Source organism: Rhizobium sp. BK008 (assembly GCF_014197345.1).
Taxonomy (GTDB): domain Bacteria; phylum Pseudomonadota; class Alphaproteobacteria; order Rhizobiales; family Rhizobiaceae; genus Rhizobium; species Rhizobium anhuiense.
Genome location: NZ_JACIFK010000009.1, coordinates 86819 through 104779, shown reverse-complemented (window position 1 = coordinate 104779; position 17961 = coordinate 86819). Strand labels below are relative to the sequence as shown.

Annotated in this window: 17 protein-coding genes; 7 read left to right on the top strand and 10 right to left on the bottom strand. The window is 59.8% G+C overall.

Going from position 1 to position 17961, the window contains the following annotated elements:
- The first annotated feature begins 9 nt into the window (after nt 1-9).
- Together FHT69_RS28260 and FHT69_RS28255 are read left to right on the top strand one after the other, a co-directional pair.
- Entirely contained in the window at nt 10-774 is a 765-nt protein-coding gene (locus tag FHT69_RS28260) for an SDR family NAD(P)-dependent oxidoreductase (protein WP_097543378.1), read from the top strand.
- 11 nt (nt 775-785) lie between these two features.
- On the top strand, nt 786-1541 hold the full coding sequence (locus FHT69_RS28255) for an SDR family NAD(P)-dependent oxidoreductase (RefSeq protein ID WP_097543379.1): 756 nt from the start codon (nt 786-788) through the stop codon (nt 1539-1541).
- Here the strand turns inward: FHT69_RS28255 and FHT69_RS28250 are convergent.
- The 6 genes from FHT69_RS28250 to FHT69_RS28225 all read right to left on the bottom strand — a co-directional run bounded on the left by FHT69_RS28250 (nt 1516) and on the right by FHT69_RS28225 (nt 5681).
- Nucleotides 1516-1659, bottom strand: coding sequence for a hypothetical protein (locus FHT69_RS28250; protein ID WP_164735942.1), 144 nt, complete (start codon nt 1657-1659; stop codon nt 1516-1518). The genes FHT69_RS28255 and FHT69_RS28250 overlap by 26 nt on opposite strands.
- A gap of 62 nt (nt 1660-1721) precedes the next feature.
- On the bottom strand, nt 1722-2240 hold the full coding sequence (locus tag FHT69_RS28245; protein ID WP_246780767.1) for a hypothetical protein: 519 nt from the start codon (nt 2238-2240) through the stop codon (nt 1722-1724).
- A 111-nt stretch (nt 2241-2351) separates the two neighbouring features.
- Nucleotides 2352-2936, bottom strand: a complete 585-nt coding sequence (locus FHT69_RS28240; RefSeq protein WP_063474111.1) for a TadE/TadG family type IV pilus assembly protein — start codon at nt 2934-2936, stop codon at nt 2352-2354.
- Complete coding sequence (locus FHT69_RS28235) at nt 2933-3463, bottom strand: TadE/TadG family type IV pilus assembly protein (protein ID WP_047616910.1); 531 nt, start codon at nt 3461-3463, stop codon at nt 2933-2935. Before FHT69_RS28235 ends, FHT69_RS28240 begins: the two co-directional genes overlap by 4 nt.
- Nucleotides 3460-4821, bottom strand: a complete 1362-nt coding sequence (locus tag FHT69_RS28230) for a TadE/TadG family type IV pilus assembly protein (protein WP_183906271.1) — start codon at nt 4819-4821, stop codon at nt 3460-3462. The genes FHT69_RS28235 and FHT69_RS28230 overlap by 4 nt, the downstream gene beginning before the upstream one ends.
- Before the next feature lie 209 nt (nt 4822-5030).
- Entirely contained in the window at nt 5031-5681 is a 651-nt protein-coding gene (locus FHT69_RS28225; RefSeq protein WP_097543381.1) for a TetR/AcrR family transcriptional regulator, read from the bottom strand.
- Between the two features lie 92 nt (nt 5682-5773).
- Here FHT69_RS28225 and FHT69_RS28220 point away from each other — a divergent pair, with 92 nt between their 5' ends.
- Entirely contained in the window at nt 5774-6676 is a 903-nt protein-coding gene (locus tag FHT69_RS28220; RefSeq protein ID WP_097543382.1) for an NADP-dependent oxidoreductase, read from the top strand.
- Nucleotides 6677-6777: 101 nt separating this feature from the next.
- Here the strand turns inward: FHT69_RS28220 and FHT69_RS28215 are convergent, their stop codons facing one another.
- The gene (locus FHT69_RS28215) at nt 6778-8028 is read right to left on the bottom strand and encodes an ABC transporter substrate-binding protein (protein WP_097543383.1); all 1251 of its coding nucleotides are present in this window, start codon (nt 8026-8028) and stop codon (nt 6778-6780) included.
- 57 nt (nt 8029-8085) lie between these two features.
- Nucleotides 8086-10197, bottom strand: a complete 2112-nt coding sequence (locus FHT69_RS28210) for a putative bifunctional diguanylate cyclase/phosphodiesterase (protein ID WP_063474116.1) — start codon at nt 10195-10197, stop codon at nt 8086-8088.
- Between the two features lie 957 nt (nt 10198-11154).
- Between FHT69_RS28210 and FHT69_RS28205 the strand changes: the two genes are divergently transcribed.
- The gene (locus tag FHT69_RS28205) at nt 11155-13710 is read left to right on the top strand and encodes an EAL domain-containing protein (protein WP_097543384.1); all 2556 of its coding nucleotides are present in this window, start codon (nt 11155-11157) and stop codon (nt 13708-13710) included.
- Nucleotides 13711-13808: 98 nt separating this feature from the next.
- Here the strand turns inward: FHT69_RS28205 and FHT69_RS28200 are convergent, their stop codons facing one another.
- Entirely contained in the window at nt 13809-14768 is a 960-nt protein-coding gene (locus tag FHT69_RS28200) for a LysR family transcriptional regulator (RefSeq protein WP_183906270.1), read from the bottom strand.
- A 110-nt stretch (nt 14769-14878) separates the two neighbouring features.
- On the opposite strand from FHT69_RS28200, the gene FHT69_RS28195 reads away from it, so the two are divergent.
- The 3 genes from FHT69_RS28195 (at nt 14879) to FHT69_RS28185 (ending at nt 17007) form a co-directional block, all read left to right on the top strand.
- The gene (locus FHT69_RS28195) at nt 14879-15307 is read left to right on the top strand and encodes a DoxX family protein (protein WP_097543386.1); all 429 of its coding nucleotides are present in this window, start codon (nt 14879-14881) and stop codon (nt 15305-15307) included.
- 76 nt (nt 15308-15383) lie between these two features.
- Nucleotides 15384-16427, top strand: a complete 1044-nt coding sequence (locus tag FHT69_RS28190; protein WP_097543387.1) for an AraC family transcriptional regulator — start codon at nt 15384-15386, stop codon at nt 16425-16427.
- A gap of 373 nt (nt 16428-16800) precedes the next feature.
- Nucleotides 16801-17007 (top strand): hypothetical protein, encoded by a 207-nt coding sequence (locus tag FHT69_RS28185; RefSeq protein ID WP_244604813.1) that lies wholly within the window; start codon nt 16801-16803, stop codon nt 17005-17007.
- Nucleotides 17008-17170: 163 nt separating this feature from the next.
- Here the strand turns inward: FHT69_RS28185 and FHT69_RS28180 are convergent, their stop codons facing one another.
- Nucleotides 17171-17881 (bottom strand): RNA polymerase sigma factor, encoded by a 711-nt coding sequence (locus FHT69_RS28180; protein ID WP_097543388.1) that lies wholly within the window; start codon nt 17879-17881, stop codon nt 17171-17173.
- Nucleotides 17882-17961: the final 80 nt, after the last annotated feature.

The following is a 17961-nucleotide window of genomic DNA, read 5'->3' as shown; positions in this document are numbered from 1 at the left end:
GAGCCAAAGATGTCTCACGTTACACCACTGGCCGGCCAGACGGTCCTCATCACCGGGGCGTCGGGCGGCATCGGCGCAGCCATCGCCGAGCGCCTGTCTGCCGAAGGTGCGCGGCCTGTCATCCAATACGGGCGCGACAGGGAAGGGGCGGAAGCCCTGCATCGCAGGCTCGGTGGCGACGGCCTGATCGTCCAGGCCGATCTCTCCGGTCCGGACGGCGCCTTTGCACTCTGGCGCGACGCGCTCGCGGCGGCGGGGCGGATCCATGCCGTCGTCAACAATGCCGGTATCCGCAACGAGATTTCGATCGACGCCGATCCGTCCGATTGGCGGGCCGCCTGGCAGAAGGAGTTTCAGGTGAACTTCTTCGCGGCAGCGGACCTCTGCAAGGAGGCTCTGGTGCATTTCAGGCAACATGGCGGAGGGCGGATCGTCAACATGGCAAGCCGGGCGGGCCAGCGCGGTTACGCGGCCGATGCCATGCCCTACGGGGCGACGAAGGCGGCGCTGATCAATCTCACAAAGTCGATTGCGCGTAGCTTCGGGCGCGACGGCGTCGTCGCCGTCTCCATCGCGCCGGGATGGGTGCGCACCGACATGGCCGAGGATTTCGTGGCGAAGCATGGCAAGGATGCGGCGGTCGGCGATATCCCGATCGGCGAGATGGCCGAGACGGCGGAGATCGCCGAGCTGGTAGCCTTCCTGCTGCGCCCTTCGCAGGTCTCGGTCAATGGCGCGACGTTCGACGTCAACGGCGGCAGCTACATCAGATAGGGAGGTTCGATATGAAAAGATTTGTGGGTAAGGTCGCGGTGGTCACGGGCGGTGGCGGCGGTATAGGGTCGGCCATATCGAAGAGGTTGGCCGACGAAGGCGCCCTGGTGGTGGTGACCGATGCCAATGCACAGGCTGCAGGCGACGTCGCCTCGCTCATCGAGGCGGCGGGCGGATCGGCGATCGCCATCGGGGCCGACATCTCCCGGAAATCGGAATGCGTCGACCTGATCGAGAAAGCCTTCGCGATCAAGGGGCAGCTGGATGTGCTGGTCAACAATGCCGGCATCAACCGGCGCGGAAACCTGCTGTCGCTTTCGGATGAAGACTGGCAGCTGAGTTTCGCAGTCAACCTGGATTCGATGTTCCATCTCTGCCGCGCGGTCCTGCCGCACATGATTGCGGCGGGCGGCGGCGCGATCGTCAACACCGCCTCGCAATGGGGCCTTTACCCCGCGCCGAACCATATCGCCTATAACACGACAAAGGCGGCGGTTGCCGCCTTCACCCAGAATCTGGCTCGCGACTATGCGCCCGACAAGGTCCGGGTCAATGCCGTCTGCCCCGGCGAGATCCATACGCCGATGCTCGAAGCCGGCGTTACGCGCGCCGGCCGGACGATCGCCGATCTCGACAAGCTCGTCCCCTACGGCCGCATCGGCAAGCCTGAGGAGGTGGCAGCGCTCGTTGCCTTCCTGGCATCGGATGAAGCGGCCTTCATGTGCGGCTCGCTGGTTGAAATCACCGGCGCGCAAGCCGTGGCGTGAAAGGACGGCCGAGTGCGCCGACACCGAGCCAGGGGTGGATGCCAGTCCTGCCCTGGTGGCCTTCGGCGCTCTGCGGCGGTTGGTTCGCCGCCGCCGCGGGCGTGCTGGCGCTAGACATGGCCGACAGTCCTGCCCATAGGCCCGCCAGAAAGGATCGCCGTTGCAGCCTCTCGCTCATGCTCAATCCGTCTGCTGTTCCAGTGTCTTGGCAAGCTCTTCACAAATGTGGGCAGATCCCGCATTGTTCTCGGCGGCATAATGGGCGCTGACCGACCGCGCGGCCTCGGCCGCAATACGAAAGGCATCTATCCGATTCTGCGGCTCAGGCTCAGCTTGCCCGCCGATATCGCCGTCGCGGAAACTGCCGGCTCTGTATCCCTCGGCCAGATCGATGACACCGATCTCAGGAATCCCCTCCTTCATCCGGCCGAAGAAGGCAGGCCCGGCCTGGCCGCCATCCCGGCGACGCAGCATCCCTTCTCCGGACGCCTTGCCGTCGATACAGGAGCCGATCCAGAAGGTGGGGCCGCTGGTCAAGGACGCTGGCGCGACGAATTTGCAATGAGTGCCTGGATCCTGGGACCAATGAAGATCGGTCGGTGCTGCCCCGCCAGTGCCATTCGAATACAAAATCACCACCAGGGCAATCGGGACGATAACCGGCAGCCGCCCTATGCCGCCGAAAACTCGTCTTGCCATGATGTCGCCCCTTGTTGAAGGACCTTCCATATCGTCCGCAATCGCCGTTGTCATGGCTTATTGGTTGACAATCCGGCGGACCTCCCAGCCGATTGCGGCAGACCTTACGGCTCAATTATAGGTGATCTTGTCGGTAACCCGCGGGCGATTGAAGAAATGGTGATCGAAGCTGTAGCCATTCATTCCGGTAAAGTTCGAAAAGAACGCCGAGACCGGTGTCGTCAATGTGTATTGCACCCGGGTCAGCACGACCTGCACGTCCGTTTCCTGTATCTCTGAAGGTATCGCGATCGCGCTCGCGGTGCCTGAGTTGAGCGCGGTGGTGTTGAGTGCGGCGGACCAGTTGACGGTCGCGCTGCCGCTGCTGCTGACATCGTTGACCGTAAGCGTGATCGTCAGCCCCGTCGTGTCATAGGGCTGTAGGATGAAGCTCGCGCCGGTGAGAAGCTTGGCAACGTCGGACTTTGTCCAGGAACTTTGCTGTGAAATCATATCGCCTGTGGAGGAGGCGATCTCATCGATCTTTCGGCTGACCGTGAGCGCGTGGCCGAGATCGACGGTGCCGAACAGCAGCATCACCAGGATCGGCAGAACGAGCGCGAATTCCACGCCCGAGGCAGCCGACCGGTCGTGCGTGAGGCGGCGGATCGCGGATAGGGTACACCGGAAAAAGGACAGGCTCCGTTTCATGGTCAGAAAGGCTCGTTGCGGAACAGAACGGCAGAGCCGAGCAGGTAGCGGCCATCGGAAAGCTTGGCGCTCGACAGGCTGAAGAAATTGACGACGGCCGTCCAGGGCAGGAACGTCTGAACCAGGATGTAGTCGCTGCCCTTGCCGACATCAAAGCTCTCGGTGACGGTGAGATTGCCGCTGTCGTCGATGGGGTCGGCGCTGGCGGCGGACGAGATGTCGGAGAGCACGTTCACCTTGACCAGGAGATCGCTGGAACAATTGAACGAGAGAAGCATGTCGCTGCAAATTTTGGCCTTGAAATCGGCCAAAGTCATATTGGAGGACGCGACCTCGCCGGTGCGGATCATCCGGGAGATCTTGTGCACCGAAGCATCCAGGGAAGAGTTGACGAAAAACATCAGCGACACTTCGATAATGCCGAATATCATGATGAAGAGCGGCAGAGCCAGGATCGCAAATTCGATCGCAGCCACGCCGTCTCGATCGGCGAGCAGGCGGCGCGGCGATGCAAAGAATTTCCTGCGGCTCATTGGGTCAGCCGAACGGATGCAAGATACTGGCTAAAGAGCGCCGACAGGCCGGCCGTGATCTCGGCCGATGATGACGCTGATATAAACAGGCTTGTGGACGATGCGCAGTCCGAAAGCGCATAGGGGATGTAGTCGCGCCTCGTGATGCTGGTCGACACGCCGCTATCCATGGTGCCGCCCCAGGTGCTCTTCCAGTTGGCGCTTGCCATTGTCGCGCCGACGGTGGCGTTGTAACCCCAGTCCGTGGTGATCGGCAGATATTCCGTGTAAAGCACGGCCATGGTGTCGGATTGATCTTTCAGATAGCCGCACCAGTCCGGATTGAGCGGCGCGACTTTGTTCCAATATGCCCCGGAGATCGCCTGTTTGTTGCTCCATGTGACCTTGTCAGTCACCCATTCGCGCTTCGACTGGACGCCGTCCGTCAACAGGAGAACCAGCTTGAGCGGTGAACCCGAGGAGGTTCCGTCCCCTCCGGCGCCGACCTTTTGCTTGAGCGTCGCCAAGGAGACGTCGAAATAGGTGGCTGCCTTCGAGGTCGCGCTGGTGAGGCCGTAACTTGCGTCCGCGAGGCGGGTGCGCGCCGTGTCCGTGCTGAGCGTCGGGCTTAGAACTTCTGTCAGGGTGTCGCCCAGGCTATACAATCCGACCTTGATCCGTTCATGACTGCTGTCGGACGTGTCGATCATGTCGAGCACTTCTTCGACGGCGTCGCCGGCGACATCGGCGCGCAGCTTTATGTTCTTGGCCGTGCTGTATTCATAGTTGTTGCTGTATGTCTTGTTGCCGATTTTGTGTGAATCGCCCGTGTGGCAGGCGAATTGGCATCCGATGCCGGCATACATGGTCGACTGCCCCGACGTCGTTGCCGCCAGCAGCATCGATGGGGATGTGTCGATGACGATATAGACATTGAGATAGGACGTGGTTGGTCCCTTGACGGCGCTTGCCACGCTGACGTCGACTGTGTCGATATTGGCGATCTTCATCAAGGTCGTCGGAACCGTGCCGCTGGCCGTCGCGGTGATCTTGTGGTTTGACGTATCGATGTCGATGTCGCCAAGCGTATAGCTGTTTTCCACTTGTGCGTGGAACCAGTCGGAAACCTTTTCCTCGAGGGCGTCCTTGTCCGAGGTGTCGATCTGCTTGACGGCGGCGATCAGGGCCGCGTCAAGGTCGCTCTGCATCCGCTGCCTGACATTGTAAGCGCGAATATAGTCAAAGCTCGCGCCGACCGCGACGATCATCGGCACCAGGGTGAGGGCAACGACAATCGCGACATTGCCGCTCCTATCTCTGCCGAGACCGCGGAGGGCTTTGAAGAGCCGAGCAAATGAACAGGAAAGACCCGAGCGCAAAAACCACCATCACATAAGTCATGAAAATTACTCATGTGCGAGATGTATCCAAGGTGCTTAAGTCTTTGTTAATTCCTGCACTTTTCGACATGAAGCAGGCTGCCGACGCGCTATTTGCTGCGCAGATTGTACATGTTTGCGAATTATGGATATCCGCGGGATGGCATATCGTCGTCTTTCACGTCGAGAGGACCCACATCCGTGGGGTGTCAGCGTTCGGCTGACAGGGGCTGACCAAGCGCGGCGATCAGCGCGTCGGCAGCAATTTCTGCTCTTTCCTGCTGCTGTTGTGTCGAAGGACCGGGAAGTCCCATCAGCACGCCGAGCATATGGGTGCCAAGCAGCCGGTCGATGAATTGCACGGCGAGTTCGCTTCGGCGCTCGGCGCTGATGCCGAGAGTCTCCTGTTTGAGCCCGAGCATGAAGGCAACCATGCCTTCGAGATTGCCGACGAGGCTGGTATGAGCCATCTCCGCCAGACCGGGAAACCGGCTGGTCCCGGCGATCACGGTGCGCATGAGGGCGATCGTGTCGGGATCCATCAGGCGGCTTTGCGCCGTCATCCCGGCCCAGAGCAGGACGTCTCTCAGAGGTTTTTCAAGGAGCGCCTCCATCTGCGCCCGCTCGGCCTCGTCGTCCGGGTCGCAGGCATTGGAGATCACGGCTGAAAACAGGTCATCCTTGCTCTCAGCATGCCGGTAGAGCGTCATGATCGAGACGTTTGCCGACTTGGCGATGCTTTCCATGCTCGTTCCCTCGTAACCGGTATCGAGGAATGATGCTTTGGCCGCCGCGAGGATGTCGGCCCGCTTGCTCGCCATCAACTTCGCTTTCGGATGGTCTGATGACCATGATTTCATGCGCTTGACTCCATGCGATAGTCAATCATATCGTATCAACGATAGTGAACGTTATCGTATCTCTACATCAGGTTATACAAAGGTGCCGACACATGAAAGCTGCCCGTCTCAAATCCTATGGCGACATTGACCAGTTCACAATCGATGACGTCGGCAGGCCCACGCCTCAGGCCGGTGAAGTCCTGATCAAGATCGAGGCTTCCGCCGTCAACCACTTCGATCTCATGATCCGCCAGGGCTATGTGGCTCAATACATTCCCCTGGAACTTCCCGCGGTGCTGGGCGGTGACGCTGCCGGAAGCATCGTCGAGATCGGCTCCAGTGTGACCGGATTTGCGATCGGCGATCGCGTTATCGCCGATTTCGCACCGAACGGTAAAGGCGCGCATGCGGAGTACGGCGTCGTTCCGGTCTCGGCGATTGCCAAACTCCCCGCCAATCTCAGCTTCGAGCAGGGCGCTGCTCTGCCCAAGGCGGGTCTTACCGGCCGGCAATCGGTCGACGCTCTTGGCGTCAAGGCGGGTGACCGCGTGCTGGTGTCAGGCGGTCTCGGGGCTGTCGGCCGTGCCGCCATCCAATATCTTCAGGAGATCGGCGCCAATCCGGTGGCCGGCGTCCGGGCGGATCGGCTCGACGAGGCGGCCCGGCTTGCGGGAGAAGCACTCGACATTGCCGAGCCTCCGGCTGCCACGACCTTCGATTACGCGATCAGTGCTGCTGCCCCTGTCGCGGCCAATCTCATCGGGCATGTCAGGGACGGCGGCCAAGTCGCCAGCATCGTTCCCGTACCGGAGGGTGCCAATATCGGCAATCGGGTGATCATCCACGAACTCTATCACCGCGCCGATGCGGCCACGCTCGAAGCCGTGGCCGACGCTGCCTCGCGTGGCGTTTTGATCGTTCCGATCGCCAAGACTTTCCCGCTGAGTGAGATCGGTGCGGCCCACAGCGCCGTCGCTGCCGGTATCCAGGGCAAGGTCGTCTTGAAACATTGAACGAGCGGAGCAGGCGATTGTGGAGGGGCCAGTTGCGCCGTCCCGCAATCGCCTGCCGGCAGGAGCCCTCCCGCCACAGGGAATCTGACTTAATCCCGCCTTCAGCGCTGCATCAGGAGATCATGCAGGCGTTTTTGAACGTATTGTGCAGTCATGTTTCGATTGTTGAAGAAGTCGCCAACCACGGCAATCCAGCCCTCAGACATCTGGGTCGGCATGGCCTGGGATTGGGCGCTGACTTCGCCCTTCCTCGCCTTGATCATCTCCAATCCAAGCTTGCCGCAACGATCAAGCCCGGACGGATCGACATCGGTGCGGACGGGCAACGACCCCTTGATCCGGCTGAAGGCAACCTGATTGTCGCGATCGAGCACCATGCGCGCGAAGGCCTGCTGCGCCTCTGCCGTGCCTTCCCGATTGGTCAGCGGAAAGGCAAAGGCATCGATCACCATGAAGTATGCGATGGATGTGCCCGGAACGAGGCTGCAATTGAAATCCTTGTCGACGCTGTAGCCGCGCGCCGCAAGCTCGCCCTTGGCCCAGTCGCCCATGAACTGCATGCCGGCCTTGCCCTGGCCCACGGCCACCGTGGCATCAGCCCATGTCTTGTCCTTTCGCTGTTCGATCGGTTCCACATAATTGGCCAGGCGCGACAGCATATCCAGGGCTTCGATCATCCGCGGGTCCTGCACCAAGTCGGCATCGCCGCTCATGAGACGGGCATAACCTTCCGGGCCGAACTTGTGATAGATGATGTCGTTGAAAATGAGCGACACTTCCCATCGCGCCCCGCCAAGCGCAATCGGCAGACGCCCCGTCGCCTTGATTTTTTCGGCCGCGTCGAAAAGTTCGTCCCAGGTCTGTGGCGTCTTCACACCCGCTTCGGCCAAGGCCGCTGCGCTTGTCCACAGCCAGTTTTCGGCATGGATATTGGTCGGCGCAAAGTAGACTTTCCCCTTGTAGGAGATCCGGTTGAGAACCGTTGCCGGGATGACGTCCTGCCAATGATCCGCCTGCGCGACATCATCTATATCTTGCACGATGCCCATTTCCGGCAGTTCGCGCGATCCCTCGTTTGCATTCCATTGCATCACCGCCGGCGCGTATCCATTGGCAATACGATCACTCACCACGCGCTGGACGGCGACCTTGTTCTCTGCCGGCATGTCCACCCACTGGTTGCCGGCGGCTGCCCAGGCCCGGCGGAAAACATCGAGTGCGGCAGACTCGCTTTTCGACACCCAGAAATGCACGACGTCGACGGCCATGTCCTGCCCCGCCAAAACCTGTGTCGCAGGACCTGCGGCCGCCAGAGCCGCGGCGAGCCATGTGCATATGATTCCCCGTTTCATTCGTTCCCCTCTTTCTTTGATAAACTCTGCCGCACCGTCCCTTGTGCGGCGCCTCTCTCAGGAGACAGTTTCAACCCGCAATTTGCGCGACCGGCCTGATATCCCGCGCAGAACCGCCCGGCGAGCCAATCGGTCGACCGCTACGGCCGCCGGTTCCGGCTTGGCATAGAAATAACCTTGGCCGATCTCGCAGCCGGCGTTCAAAAGGAAATCACGCTGGCTCTCGTCCTCGATGCCTTCCGCGACGCACCGTTTGCCGAGGTTGCGGGCCAGATCGATGATTGCCCTGATGATCTGTTCCGAGCGGATATCCTTGCCGATCTCGGCAACGAAGCTGCGGTCGATCTTCAGCTCATCGAAGGGGAAGTCGCGCAGATGCACAAGCGACGCAAAACCGGTGCCGAAATCATCGAGCGAGACCGACACGCCATGTTTGCGAAAACGGGAAATGGTTTCGATAATCTGATTGGCGCCGCGATTGAGGAAGACGTCTTCCGTGACCTCGATGGAAAAATCGAGCCAGTCGAGATGGTTTGCTTCGACCGCCGCAGCGATGAGGGCGTAACCGTCGTCGCCGACCAACAGGGCCTCCGGCAGATTGATGGCAATCGACCCCACCCTGAGCCCTGCTGCTTTCCAGGTCCTCAGATCACGCGCGACGATATTGACGATACAGCGCGTCATGCCTTGTATGATATGGCCTTCCATGAGCGGCAGGAAGCGGCCGGGCGGAAGGATGCCGAGCTGAGGATGGCGCCAGCGCACCAGTGCCTCGAAACCGAGATGCTTGCCGGTCTGCAGATTGACCTTCTGCTGGTAGTAGACGACAAACTCGTCGCGGTCGGCCGCGACGGCGAGGGCCGCAGCAAGCCGGTTCTGTTCCAGACGTTGGGCAAAGGATGCTTCATCGAAGATGACGGCTGTGTTGCGCTTGGCCTTGGCGGCATAGAGTGCCAGATCGGCGATGCGCATGAGCGTCGCCTCATCTGACGCGTGGCCGGGCACGACCGCGCCGCCGATGCTCGCCGAAACCGGTAGCAACCGGCCCTCGAAATGACATTCCGCTGCAATGGCTGCCACCGCGCGCCCGGCAATTCCTTCCAGCGTTGCCGCATCTGAAATTCCAGGAAGGAGAGCGGCAAACTCGTCGCCACCAAGCCTTGCGACGACGTCGCCGGTGCGGAAGGTCTTCTGCAGCGCACTCGCGACATGGCTCAAAACCGCATCGCCGGCAGGATGGCCAAAGCTGTCGTTGGTGGCCTTGAAGTGGTCGAGATCGACCAGCAGCATGGAAAAACCTGAGCCTGTCCGATCGAGCGAACCGAACAGCCCGTTTAGGGCCTCATTGAACGAAGATCGGTTGCCAAGGCCTGTCAGCGTGTCGGTATGCGCCAGATGCGTCAGTTTGATCTCGAAATCGAGAGTCCGGCGGTGCTCGGTGCGCAGTTTTATCAGCAGCGGTATGAAAAGGATGAGGGTCGCCAGTATCAGCGTGGCTGCGGTGAGGCTGAGGAGCACGGCGCTGATCAGGCGGGTATGATCGATGCTCACATCGCTTCGGTCATGCGCGCTCTCGATCAGGGCGCTGAACTGACGCATGAGCATGCTGTCGGAGGAAACGGCGAAGTCGATTGGTCCCCAGAAGCTGTAACGCTCCCGCCGATCCAGCAATTTCGCGGACACGACGCGTTCAGCTCTTTCAAGAAAATCCTCCAGCCGCCCGTCGAGTTCCAGCCGTAATTTTTCAGATGCGGCATCCCGCCCGTTCAGCTTTTCGAGAAGATTTGCTTCGACCTCGATATTCAACGCGTTCAACTCTGCGCTCATGGCGCGGATGTCGTTAATCGCTTTTTGAACGTCTTCGACCATTGGCCTGACGATATATTCCGGCATATTCGGATCGGCCGAAGCGCGCATGATCGCTCGCGTCTGATTGGCAAGCTGCTGGAAGCGAATGAACTGGCGCCCGATCAGATAGCTGATGTTCTGCTGCAGGGAATGGCGATCAAGCGCCACCTTGACCGTCAGGAAGGTTGCCCCGATCAGCACCGTCATCACGACGACGGCGACGATGTAGTGTCGCCCGATGGAGCGGATATATTTCGCCACGGAGGAATGGGACTCGCCGGGCGGCATCACCGTGTTTTTCAAATCCGATCCCACCACCATTCGCGCTCCATCAGAAAGATACAAGCCGGCTGAGCAGCCGCCGGCATGCGGACGGTTGCATCACGATCATTTATTTAGAGATCGGCCATCATGGCCCTGTCCGCACCTCGAGCACTGGCGCCGGAAATAGAAGGGTCACGTCGTGCGCTCCCCGGACCGCTGTCGCGATCGGATTTGCTGTCAACACTGCCAAGGGGAGGCTTTCAGCGAACCAACGCCGGTGCGGCTTTGCTCATCAACAACTGCTACCCGGAATGCTCCGGAGTTTCAGAGCCGGCGCGATCGCGCCATCTGCGCTGCACTTGGAATAGAGGCCGTCATATGCATGCCGATTATTGAACATTCCCACCTCTGATAGACGCGATCGATTGACGACAGCGCGGATTTTTGGCTCGTCCCTGAACCCGTCATCATGGCGGAGAAGTACAAGCAGCACCTCATTCGAATGACTCGAAATTGTGGACCACCTGGTTGAAGAAGCGTAAACACTTTTGTGAAAAGGCAATAAAACCAGTTCCTTGCGAAGAATTCGGTACAAAATCGTCGTGATTTGGCCATGGGATTCGGATTTCGGATAAGGCGCCCACCCTTGCTTTTCCGATCGATTGGCTTTGGCTTGTCAGTGTGCCTGGTTTGGACATCGGCAGCGTCGGCTGGGCGATGAAAGCCAAAGGACGCGCAGGTTGGGATCTGCGCGAGAGGCGAGGATGTCCATATTGCGCGGCCCGATCCGTTTCGCGCGTTGAAAGTTGCCGCGGCGCAAGAGAGGGCAGCGATCTCTTAATTTTCTGACCGCAATATTCAGGCCAAGCCGACATGCTCGGTCGCAGCGGCCGATGCCTTTGCGATCGGAAACTTCGGGCCTTCGTTTTCGCCTCAAATGACTTGGGCGGCCTTCTTGGAAGAATTCTCGACTGGATGGATGATGCATTCGGTTGCCCATGGTGAGGAAGATCCATGATGACGTTGTCTCAATCGCTTCGGCAGCCGGCCCTTTTCACGGAAGGGGACGAGCAGAGGCGAGACGGATCGCAGCATCAGGACGCCGCCGTCGACCGGGAAGCCCTTCTCGAAGCGTTGCTCGGCGCATTTCCCCTGCCGGTTTTCTATAAGAACTCCGAGGGGCGCTACGCCGGCTGCAACAAGGCTTTCGAAGACTTGCTTGGCCACAGGCGCGAGGAGATCATCGGGAAAACCGAGTTCGATCTCAATCCGGAGCACCCGGCTGAACTCCAGTTCACGTGGGATGAGAGATTTCTCGAAGGGCGCGGAGGCCGAGGCTTCGAGAAGAAGATGACTGCCGCGAGCCAGACGGTGCGGGATGTCGTCGTCAACAAGGCGGTGTTCACCGGGCACAACGGCGATCCGGCCGGGGTGATCGGCGCCATCGTGGACATTACAGAGCACAAGCAGGCCGAGCGGGAGCTCAAGAAAGCGCTTGAATTCGCAGAGGGGATCATCACCGCCATTCCCGATGTCCTCTTCGAGGTGGACGAGGACGGCCGCTACCTTCAGGTCTGGACAAGAAACCCAGAACTTCTGGCTCAGCAGAAGGAGATGCTGCTCGGCAAGACGGTCAACGAGGTTCTCGCGCCTGACCAGGCGGCCATCGCGATGGAGGCTCTCGCGGCTGCCGGCAAAGAGGGTGTTGCCTATGGCCGATGCATTCGGATCTCCTTGCCAAACGGCGAGACCCGATGGTTCGAACTCTCCGTCGCCAAACGGCCGAGCGCCGATCCGACGATCACCACGCTCCTCGCACTTTCGCGTGACATTACCGAGCGAAAACAGGCGGAGGAAGCCGTCAATTCCATGCGGACGCAGCTGCTCAGCGTGCTTCAGACCATTCCTGATATGGTCTGGGTGAAGGATATGGGCGGCGTCTATCTGTTGTGCAACCACGCGTTCGAACGACTGACAGGTAAGGCGGAGTCCGAGGTTGTCGGCAAATCGGATCTCGAACTGTTTGGTGCTGAAAGGGCTCAGGTCTTTCTGGAGTCGGACAAAGCCGCGATCCAGGCCGGAGGTACTCTGGCCTCCGAGGAATGGGTCATCTCCCAGGAAAACGGTCAATCCGTTCTTCTTGAGACACGCAAGGTTCCGGTGCTGGGCGCGGGAGGAGACGTCGTCGGGGTTCTCGGTGTGTCGCGGGATGTGACTGAGTTGAATGTCTCGCGCCAAAAAATCCACCAGATGGCCTTCTACGATCCTCTGACCTCGCTGCCGAACCGATCGCTGTTCAGCGATCGACTGCGGCAGATGATCACCGCTGCCGTATCGCGTGGCCAACGCGCCGGCGTGATGCTGATCGACATCGATCATTTCAAGGCGGTCAATGATACGATGGGACATCCCGTCGGTGATCAGTTGCTCTGCCAGGCCGCCGCGCGGCTGAACGAAAGCGTTCGCGACTATGACACCGTTGCGCGCCTCGGCGGCGATGAATTCGCGATCCTGTTGCCGGATATCCGGCAAGGTGACGATCTCGGCCGGATGGCCAACACGATCCTTGAAAAGTTCAAGGAACGTTTCCTGCTGGACGGCCAGGAGCTGTTTATTTCTTGCAGCGTCGGCATCGCGCTCTATCCCGATGACAGCGCTGACGCCAACGACCTCGTGAAATACGCCGACTCGGCGATGTATCTCGCCAAACGCTCGGGGCGAAACAGTTTTCGCTTCTACTCGAAGGACCTGACGGCGAGCGCCGAAGAGCGCATGCGGCTGGAATCGGAATTGCGCCGCGCGATCGAGCGCGGAGAGTTGGAATTGCACTACCAGCCCAAGGTGCTTTTGGACAGCGGCGCCATAGTCGGCTGCGAGGCCTTGTTAAGATGGCGTCACCCCGAAATGGGCATGATCCCTCCCTCGAGCTTCATTCCGGTTGCCGAAGAGACAGGGCTGATCGTGGAGCTCGGACGATGGGTGCTGCGCGAGGCTTGCCAGACAGCGGCCGAATTCAACGCCGATAGCCGGTCACCGCACAAGGTGGCGATCAACCTGTCGGTCAAACAGTTCCAGTCCGCCGGCCTGGTAAGGTCGATCGCCGAGATTCTCGAGGAGACCGGCTGCCGCGCGGAATGGGTTGAAATCGAAATAACGGAAAGCCTGCTGCTGGATCAGAAAGACGAAACGCTGCAGATGCTTTCTGAACTTCGAAACATGGGATTTTCGATCGCCATCGATGATTTCGGCACCGGCTATTCGGCGCTGAACTATCTCGCGCGCTTTCCGATCGACACGCTGAAGATCGACCGGTCTTTCATCAACAGCGCGGATAAACGCAACGAGGAACTTGTGAAGGCAATCCTGTCCATCGCCCGTTGTCTCGGACAGAATGTGGTGGCGGAAGGCGTCGAGACCGCCGAGCAGGCAGCCTTCCTGGTGGCAAATGGATGCGGTTCGGCGCAAGGCTTCCTTTACAGCAAAGCTCTGCCCAAGACGGAAATCATCGCTCTGTGGCTGCGTTCCCTGGCCAACGGCTGCTCCCCACGCGAGGAGCGGCCTTGCATTTGAATTCCATCACGCAGGGAACATCGTCGAACTGAGTGCAACGTGGCGATCACCCGTCTCCAGGCGACGCCGCCCTGACGCGGGTAACATCCATGTTGCCGTCAGCTATCGGCTTCCATGAGGCCGGGTTCGACATCCTCCTCCGACGGCTCTCGGCTTCCAACCCCGCCTGAAAGCCTCGCCTGGAACGTCGCCGTCAGCCATCTCGCAGCGGGGCCCGGCGGGTTTGCAACATTGCGGACCGCATGGATGGGAAGCTCGCCCTGGTCGAAGGCAGAAAACTGGAGACGGACGAGGCGGCCTGCAGCGAGATCGTCCTTGACCACGGATGCGGGAAGGCCGCCCCATCCCAATCCGCCGAGGATGAACAGATGTTTCGTCGCGTTGTCGCTGACCCGCCAGGTCTTGAGAGAGAATACATTGAAATCCCGGCCCTTCGCCGTTCCCGAAGCATCGAAGACCACCAACTGGGTTTCGTCTCGCACGTCGGCAAGGGTCAATGGCCGGCGCAGCGTGGCAAGAAGATGATCCGGGGCTGCAACGGGGACCATCGCCGTCTGGCCGATCCGCTCGAAAACGATCTGATCGTTTTTGACTGCCATAGTGCCGCCAAAGCCGACGACGGCCCTGCCATGAATTACCTCGTCCATGACGATCACAGGTGTCCCCGCCGTTACTTTCAAGGAGACGGTGGGATAGTGGTTGCGGAAGGCACGCAGCACCTCGACGACGACGTCCGAGGGGACAATGGAGCTCATCGCAACGTTGAGCTCTGCCTCCAGGCCGTCGCTCAAGGCCTGCACGCGAGCCCGCATCAGATCGAGATCGCCAAGCAAGCGGCGAGCATCCTCGACGACGGATCTGCCGGCATCTGTCAGCTCCGGTCGTCTGGTGCCGGAACGGCTGAAAAGCGCCACCCGCAGCTGCGCCTCCAGGTTGGCGATCGTATAGCTGACGACCGATTGCGTTCGGTTAAGGGCGCGGGATGCAGCGGAGAAGCTGCCTTTCTCCACCACGGTCAGGAACACCTGAAGCTGATCCAAAGTCGGGTGGGGCTGCATATCTCATCGATCCTATCGATAACTTTTCTCGAAAGTTTAGCGGTTTTCGCGATGAGCTTCCAGCTTTATCTATCCCGCGCGACGCACCGCATTTTGCTCCAGAGGTTCGCATGCCCAACACCACGACTGTCTTGCCTGCACCTGCCGGAAAATGGCTCCAGATTGGGCTGTGGGCCGCGCAGGTGCTGATCTTTGCCGCCTTCACCCTGTTCGGCTGCATGAAATTTTTCATGCCGGTCGATCAATTGGCGGCGATGTGGGTATGGCCCGGCGACGTTCCCGTGTGGTTTTTGCGTCTGATGGGTATTATCGATTTTGCGGGCGGAGTGGGCGTGCTGCTGCCTGCGTTGACCCGCATCCAGCCTCGCCTGACGGTGCTGGCGGCGCTCGGCTGCGTGCTGCTGCAAATCGCCGCGATGATCTTTCATCTCTCCCGCGGCGAAGCCCCCGCCGTGCCGCTCAACGTCATCCTGCTTGCTCTTTCGGCGTTCATCCTGTGGGGCCGCGGCAGGCGGGCGCCGATCGCGCCACGCCGATGAGGATGGCGGCCGAGCGGGGAGCCCCCTCGGCTCTCAGCAAACGCAGACATTCATCATTGGCCAGAGGTAACCGGGAGTGCCGGACGTAAGTTGGAACACCTTCGACCATCTGTCGTTTGCCGGGGCGGATCTGCAGGAATTCTCAACGTCGCTTTCCCGTTTGCACAGCGGAATCCAAGTGAGATCGGAAAGTCAGCGGAATACGAAATATCAGGTCAATATGGTTCGCACGCGGGGGATCTCGGTCATCGCGAGCCGCTATGACGGCGATTTCTCGATCCACTTTCCCGCATCGATCGACACAGCCATGGTTCTCATTCCGCTGACCGGGAGCGCGATGGTCGCGGTAGCCGACCGTAATTTGCCGTCCATCCAAAACAAGGGCGTCTTCGTCGATCGGCTGTCTGACAATCAGCTGCGCATTGCGGGCCCCAGAACGCATCTTTGCCTTAGGCTGCCCCACTTCGAACTGACCCGGCGTATCGAAGCCCGGTTGAATGCCTCGTTGAGGGAGCGTCTCCAATTCGCAACCGAGATCGATCTGTCGCAAGGGCCTGGATTGGACCTAGCACGGCTCGCTATGGCCATCCATCACGGCCTGGCGGGTGAAACCCTCCATAAATCGCCTGCGGCGCTTGGTCATGTCCTGGGAGCAATGCTCGAGCTTCTCATCGACGCCCTACCGCACAACTATTCCCAGGAGTTTTCCCGCGACAGGGAGGCTCCTGTTCCATGGCACGTTAAGCGCGCGATCCACTACATGCATGGCAATATTTCCCGGGCGATGACTCTCAAGGAAATTGCTGAAGCATGCGGCGTCAGTGCCCGGACCCTGCAGGATGGCTTTCGAAAATTTCGCATGACGACGCCGATGGCCTATCTGGAGCATATGCGTCTTGATGTCGTTCGCCAGGAACTTTCATCGGCCGATCCCGAGCAATCGGTGAGAGTCATTGCGCAAAAATGGGGCTTTGCCCATGTTGGCCGGTTCTCAGGCCAATATCGAAAGCGCTTCGGCGAACTGCCATCGCAAACCCTTCGCAGGATTGTCGAAATTCCAGCCGATGTCGGGACGGCGGATTCAGGCCGCTCCCGACCAAGGGCGCTTGCCAAAGGATAAAGGAGCCGGCCTTCTCCTTTTGATCTGGCTTGCCGCTGTCCTCGATATGCAGTGGTAGAATTTGCAATCTATAAATGTGAAAAAATCACAACCTATGATATTTATAAAATCTTTGGTTGCGGTATCCGATTGTCGCATCTCTGTCCGTTTGACGCAGCAAAGCCGGCAAGCGCGCCGCTGTGCGCGCTAAAGTAAGAGTTTGTTAAGGCTGACACGGCGTTTACTAGCCATACGAACAGGCGCAACTCACTGAAATGAATAGCGAAGATGTTCCGGTTGATCGGCGAATGAAGCATGCCGGATCCTCGAGCCGTCGGACTTGGAGACATGAGAGTTTCCGATCCTCCCAGATTGTCAAGAATAGCGAATGCTCATGGCTGAAATCATCCCATTTCCAAACCCGGCCCCCAACACCTCGATCGAGATTCACGACCTCAACGTCGCAGGCGTATCGTCCGGAGATCCGGATATGGACCAAATGCTCCAGGCGCGTGCCCGGATCCAAAAGGTTCTGGATGAACTCGACAGATTAAGCGGAGCGCTGCAGACCGGTTCTGCATCGACAGGCGCCGCAGGGTAACCGCCCTTTCACTCGGACGATTTCTCGGCAAGACGGAGCGGGATGCAACGCGGCATTCTCGCCGCAACCCTGATGCTCGATATCGAGAAGATATACGGGCTGCTGCCTCACGTTAAGCGCTGAACCACCTCGACCAAGGTGCAGCTCTACAGGCTGCCTGACATCATGGCGTCTTGTGACGAAGGGCAGCGATCACACGATCGGCCATGAAAGCGCACCGCGCGCCATCGAACGGAAACAGCGCCGAGAATGCACCGGAGAGCTGGTTTTCGATCGACTGCCGCATCAGCTTTCGCGCCCGGTGCAGCCGGGTCTTGGCCGTTTCCGGTCTTATGCCAAGGTAAGATGCGGCCTCGTCCGTGCCCATGCCTTCGACATCCCGCAGCACGAATATAGCGCGAAAATCATCCGGCAGTTCGTCGACAGCATTTTCGAGGAGATGTCGCGCCTGGCTCCTGGCGAGTTCGGTTTCCGGATCAGTCGCCGACAGGGAGGACGGAAACTGCAATACGTCGCCGCCCCATCTCGTCTGCATGTCGATTTCCTCAAGTCCGGTGGTGTTCTTTTGCCGCCGCACGCGCGCCAGCGCCTCGTTGAGGGCAATGCGGGTCAGCCATGTCGAAAACTGTGCATCGCCCCGGAACGCGGCCAGATTGCTGAACGCCTTGATATAGGCGGCCTGGACGACGTCTTCGGCCTCCGCATCATTGCGGATGATGGCGCGCGCCGTCCGGAACAGGCGCCGATTGTGACGCTGAATGATGGCGCGGATGGCAGGTTCGTCGCCCATTCTTGCCAGGGGTACGAGCTCGGCGTCGGACAGTGTCGATACCTCCTGCCGGTGTCGCTCGGCCGGAACCGGAATGGCTGTCATGGAAATTCTCCCCTGCTTGCCGTCCTTCGATCGGAGCCCGGCCCTAAAGCCTTTTGTTTCTGCATGCCGGTATCCCGGAA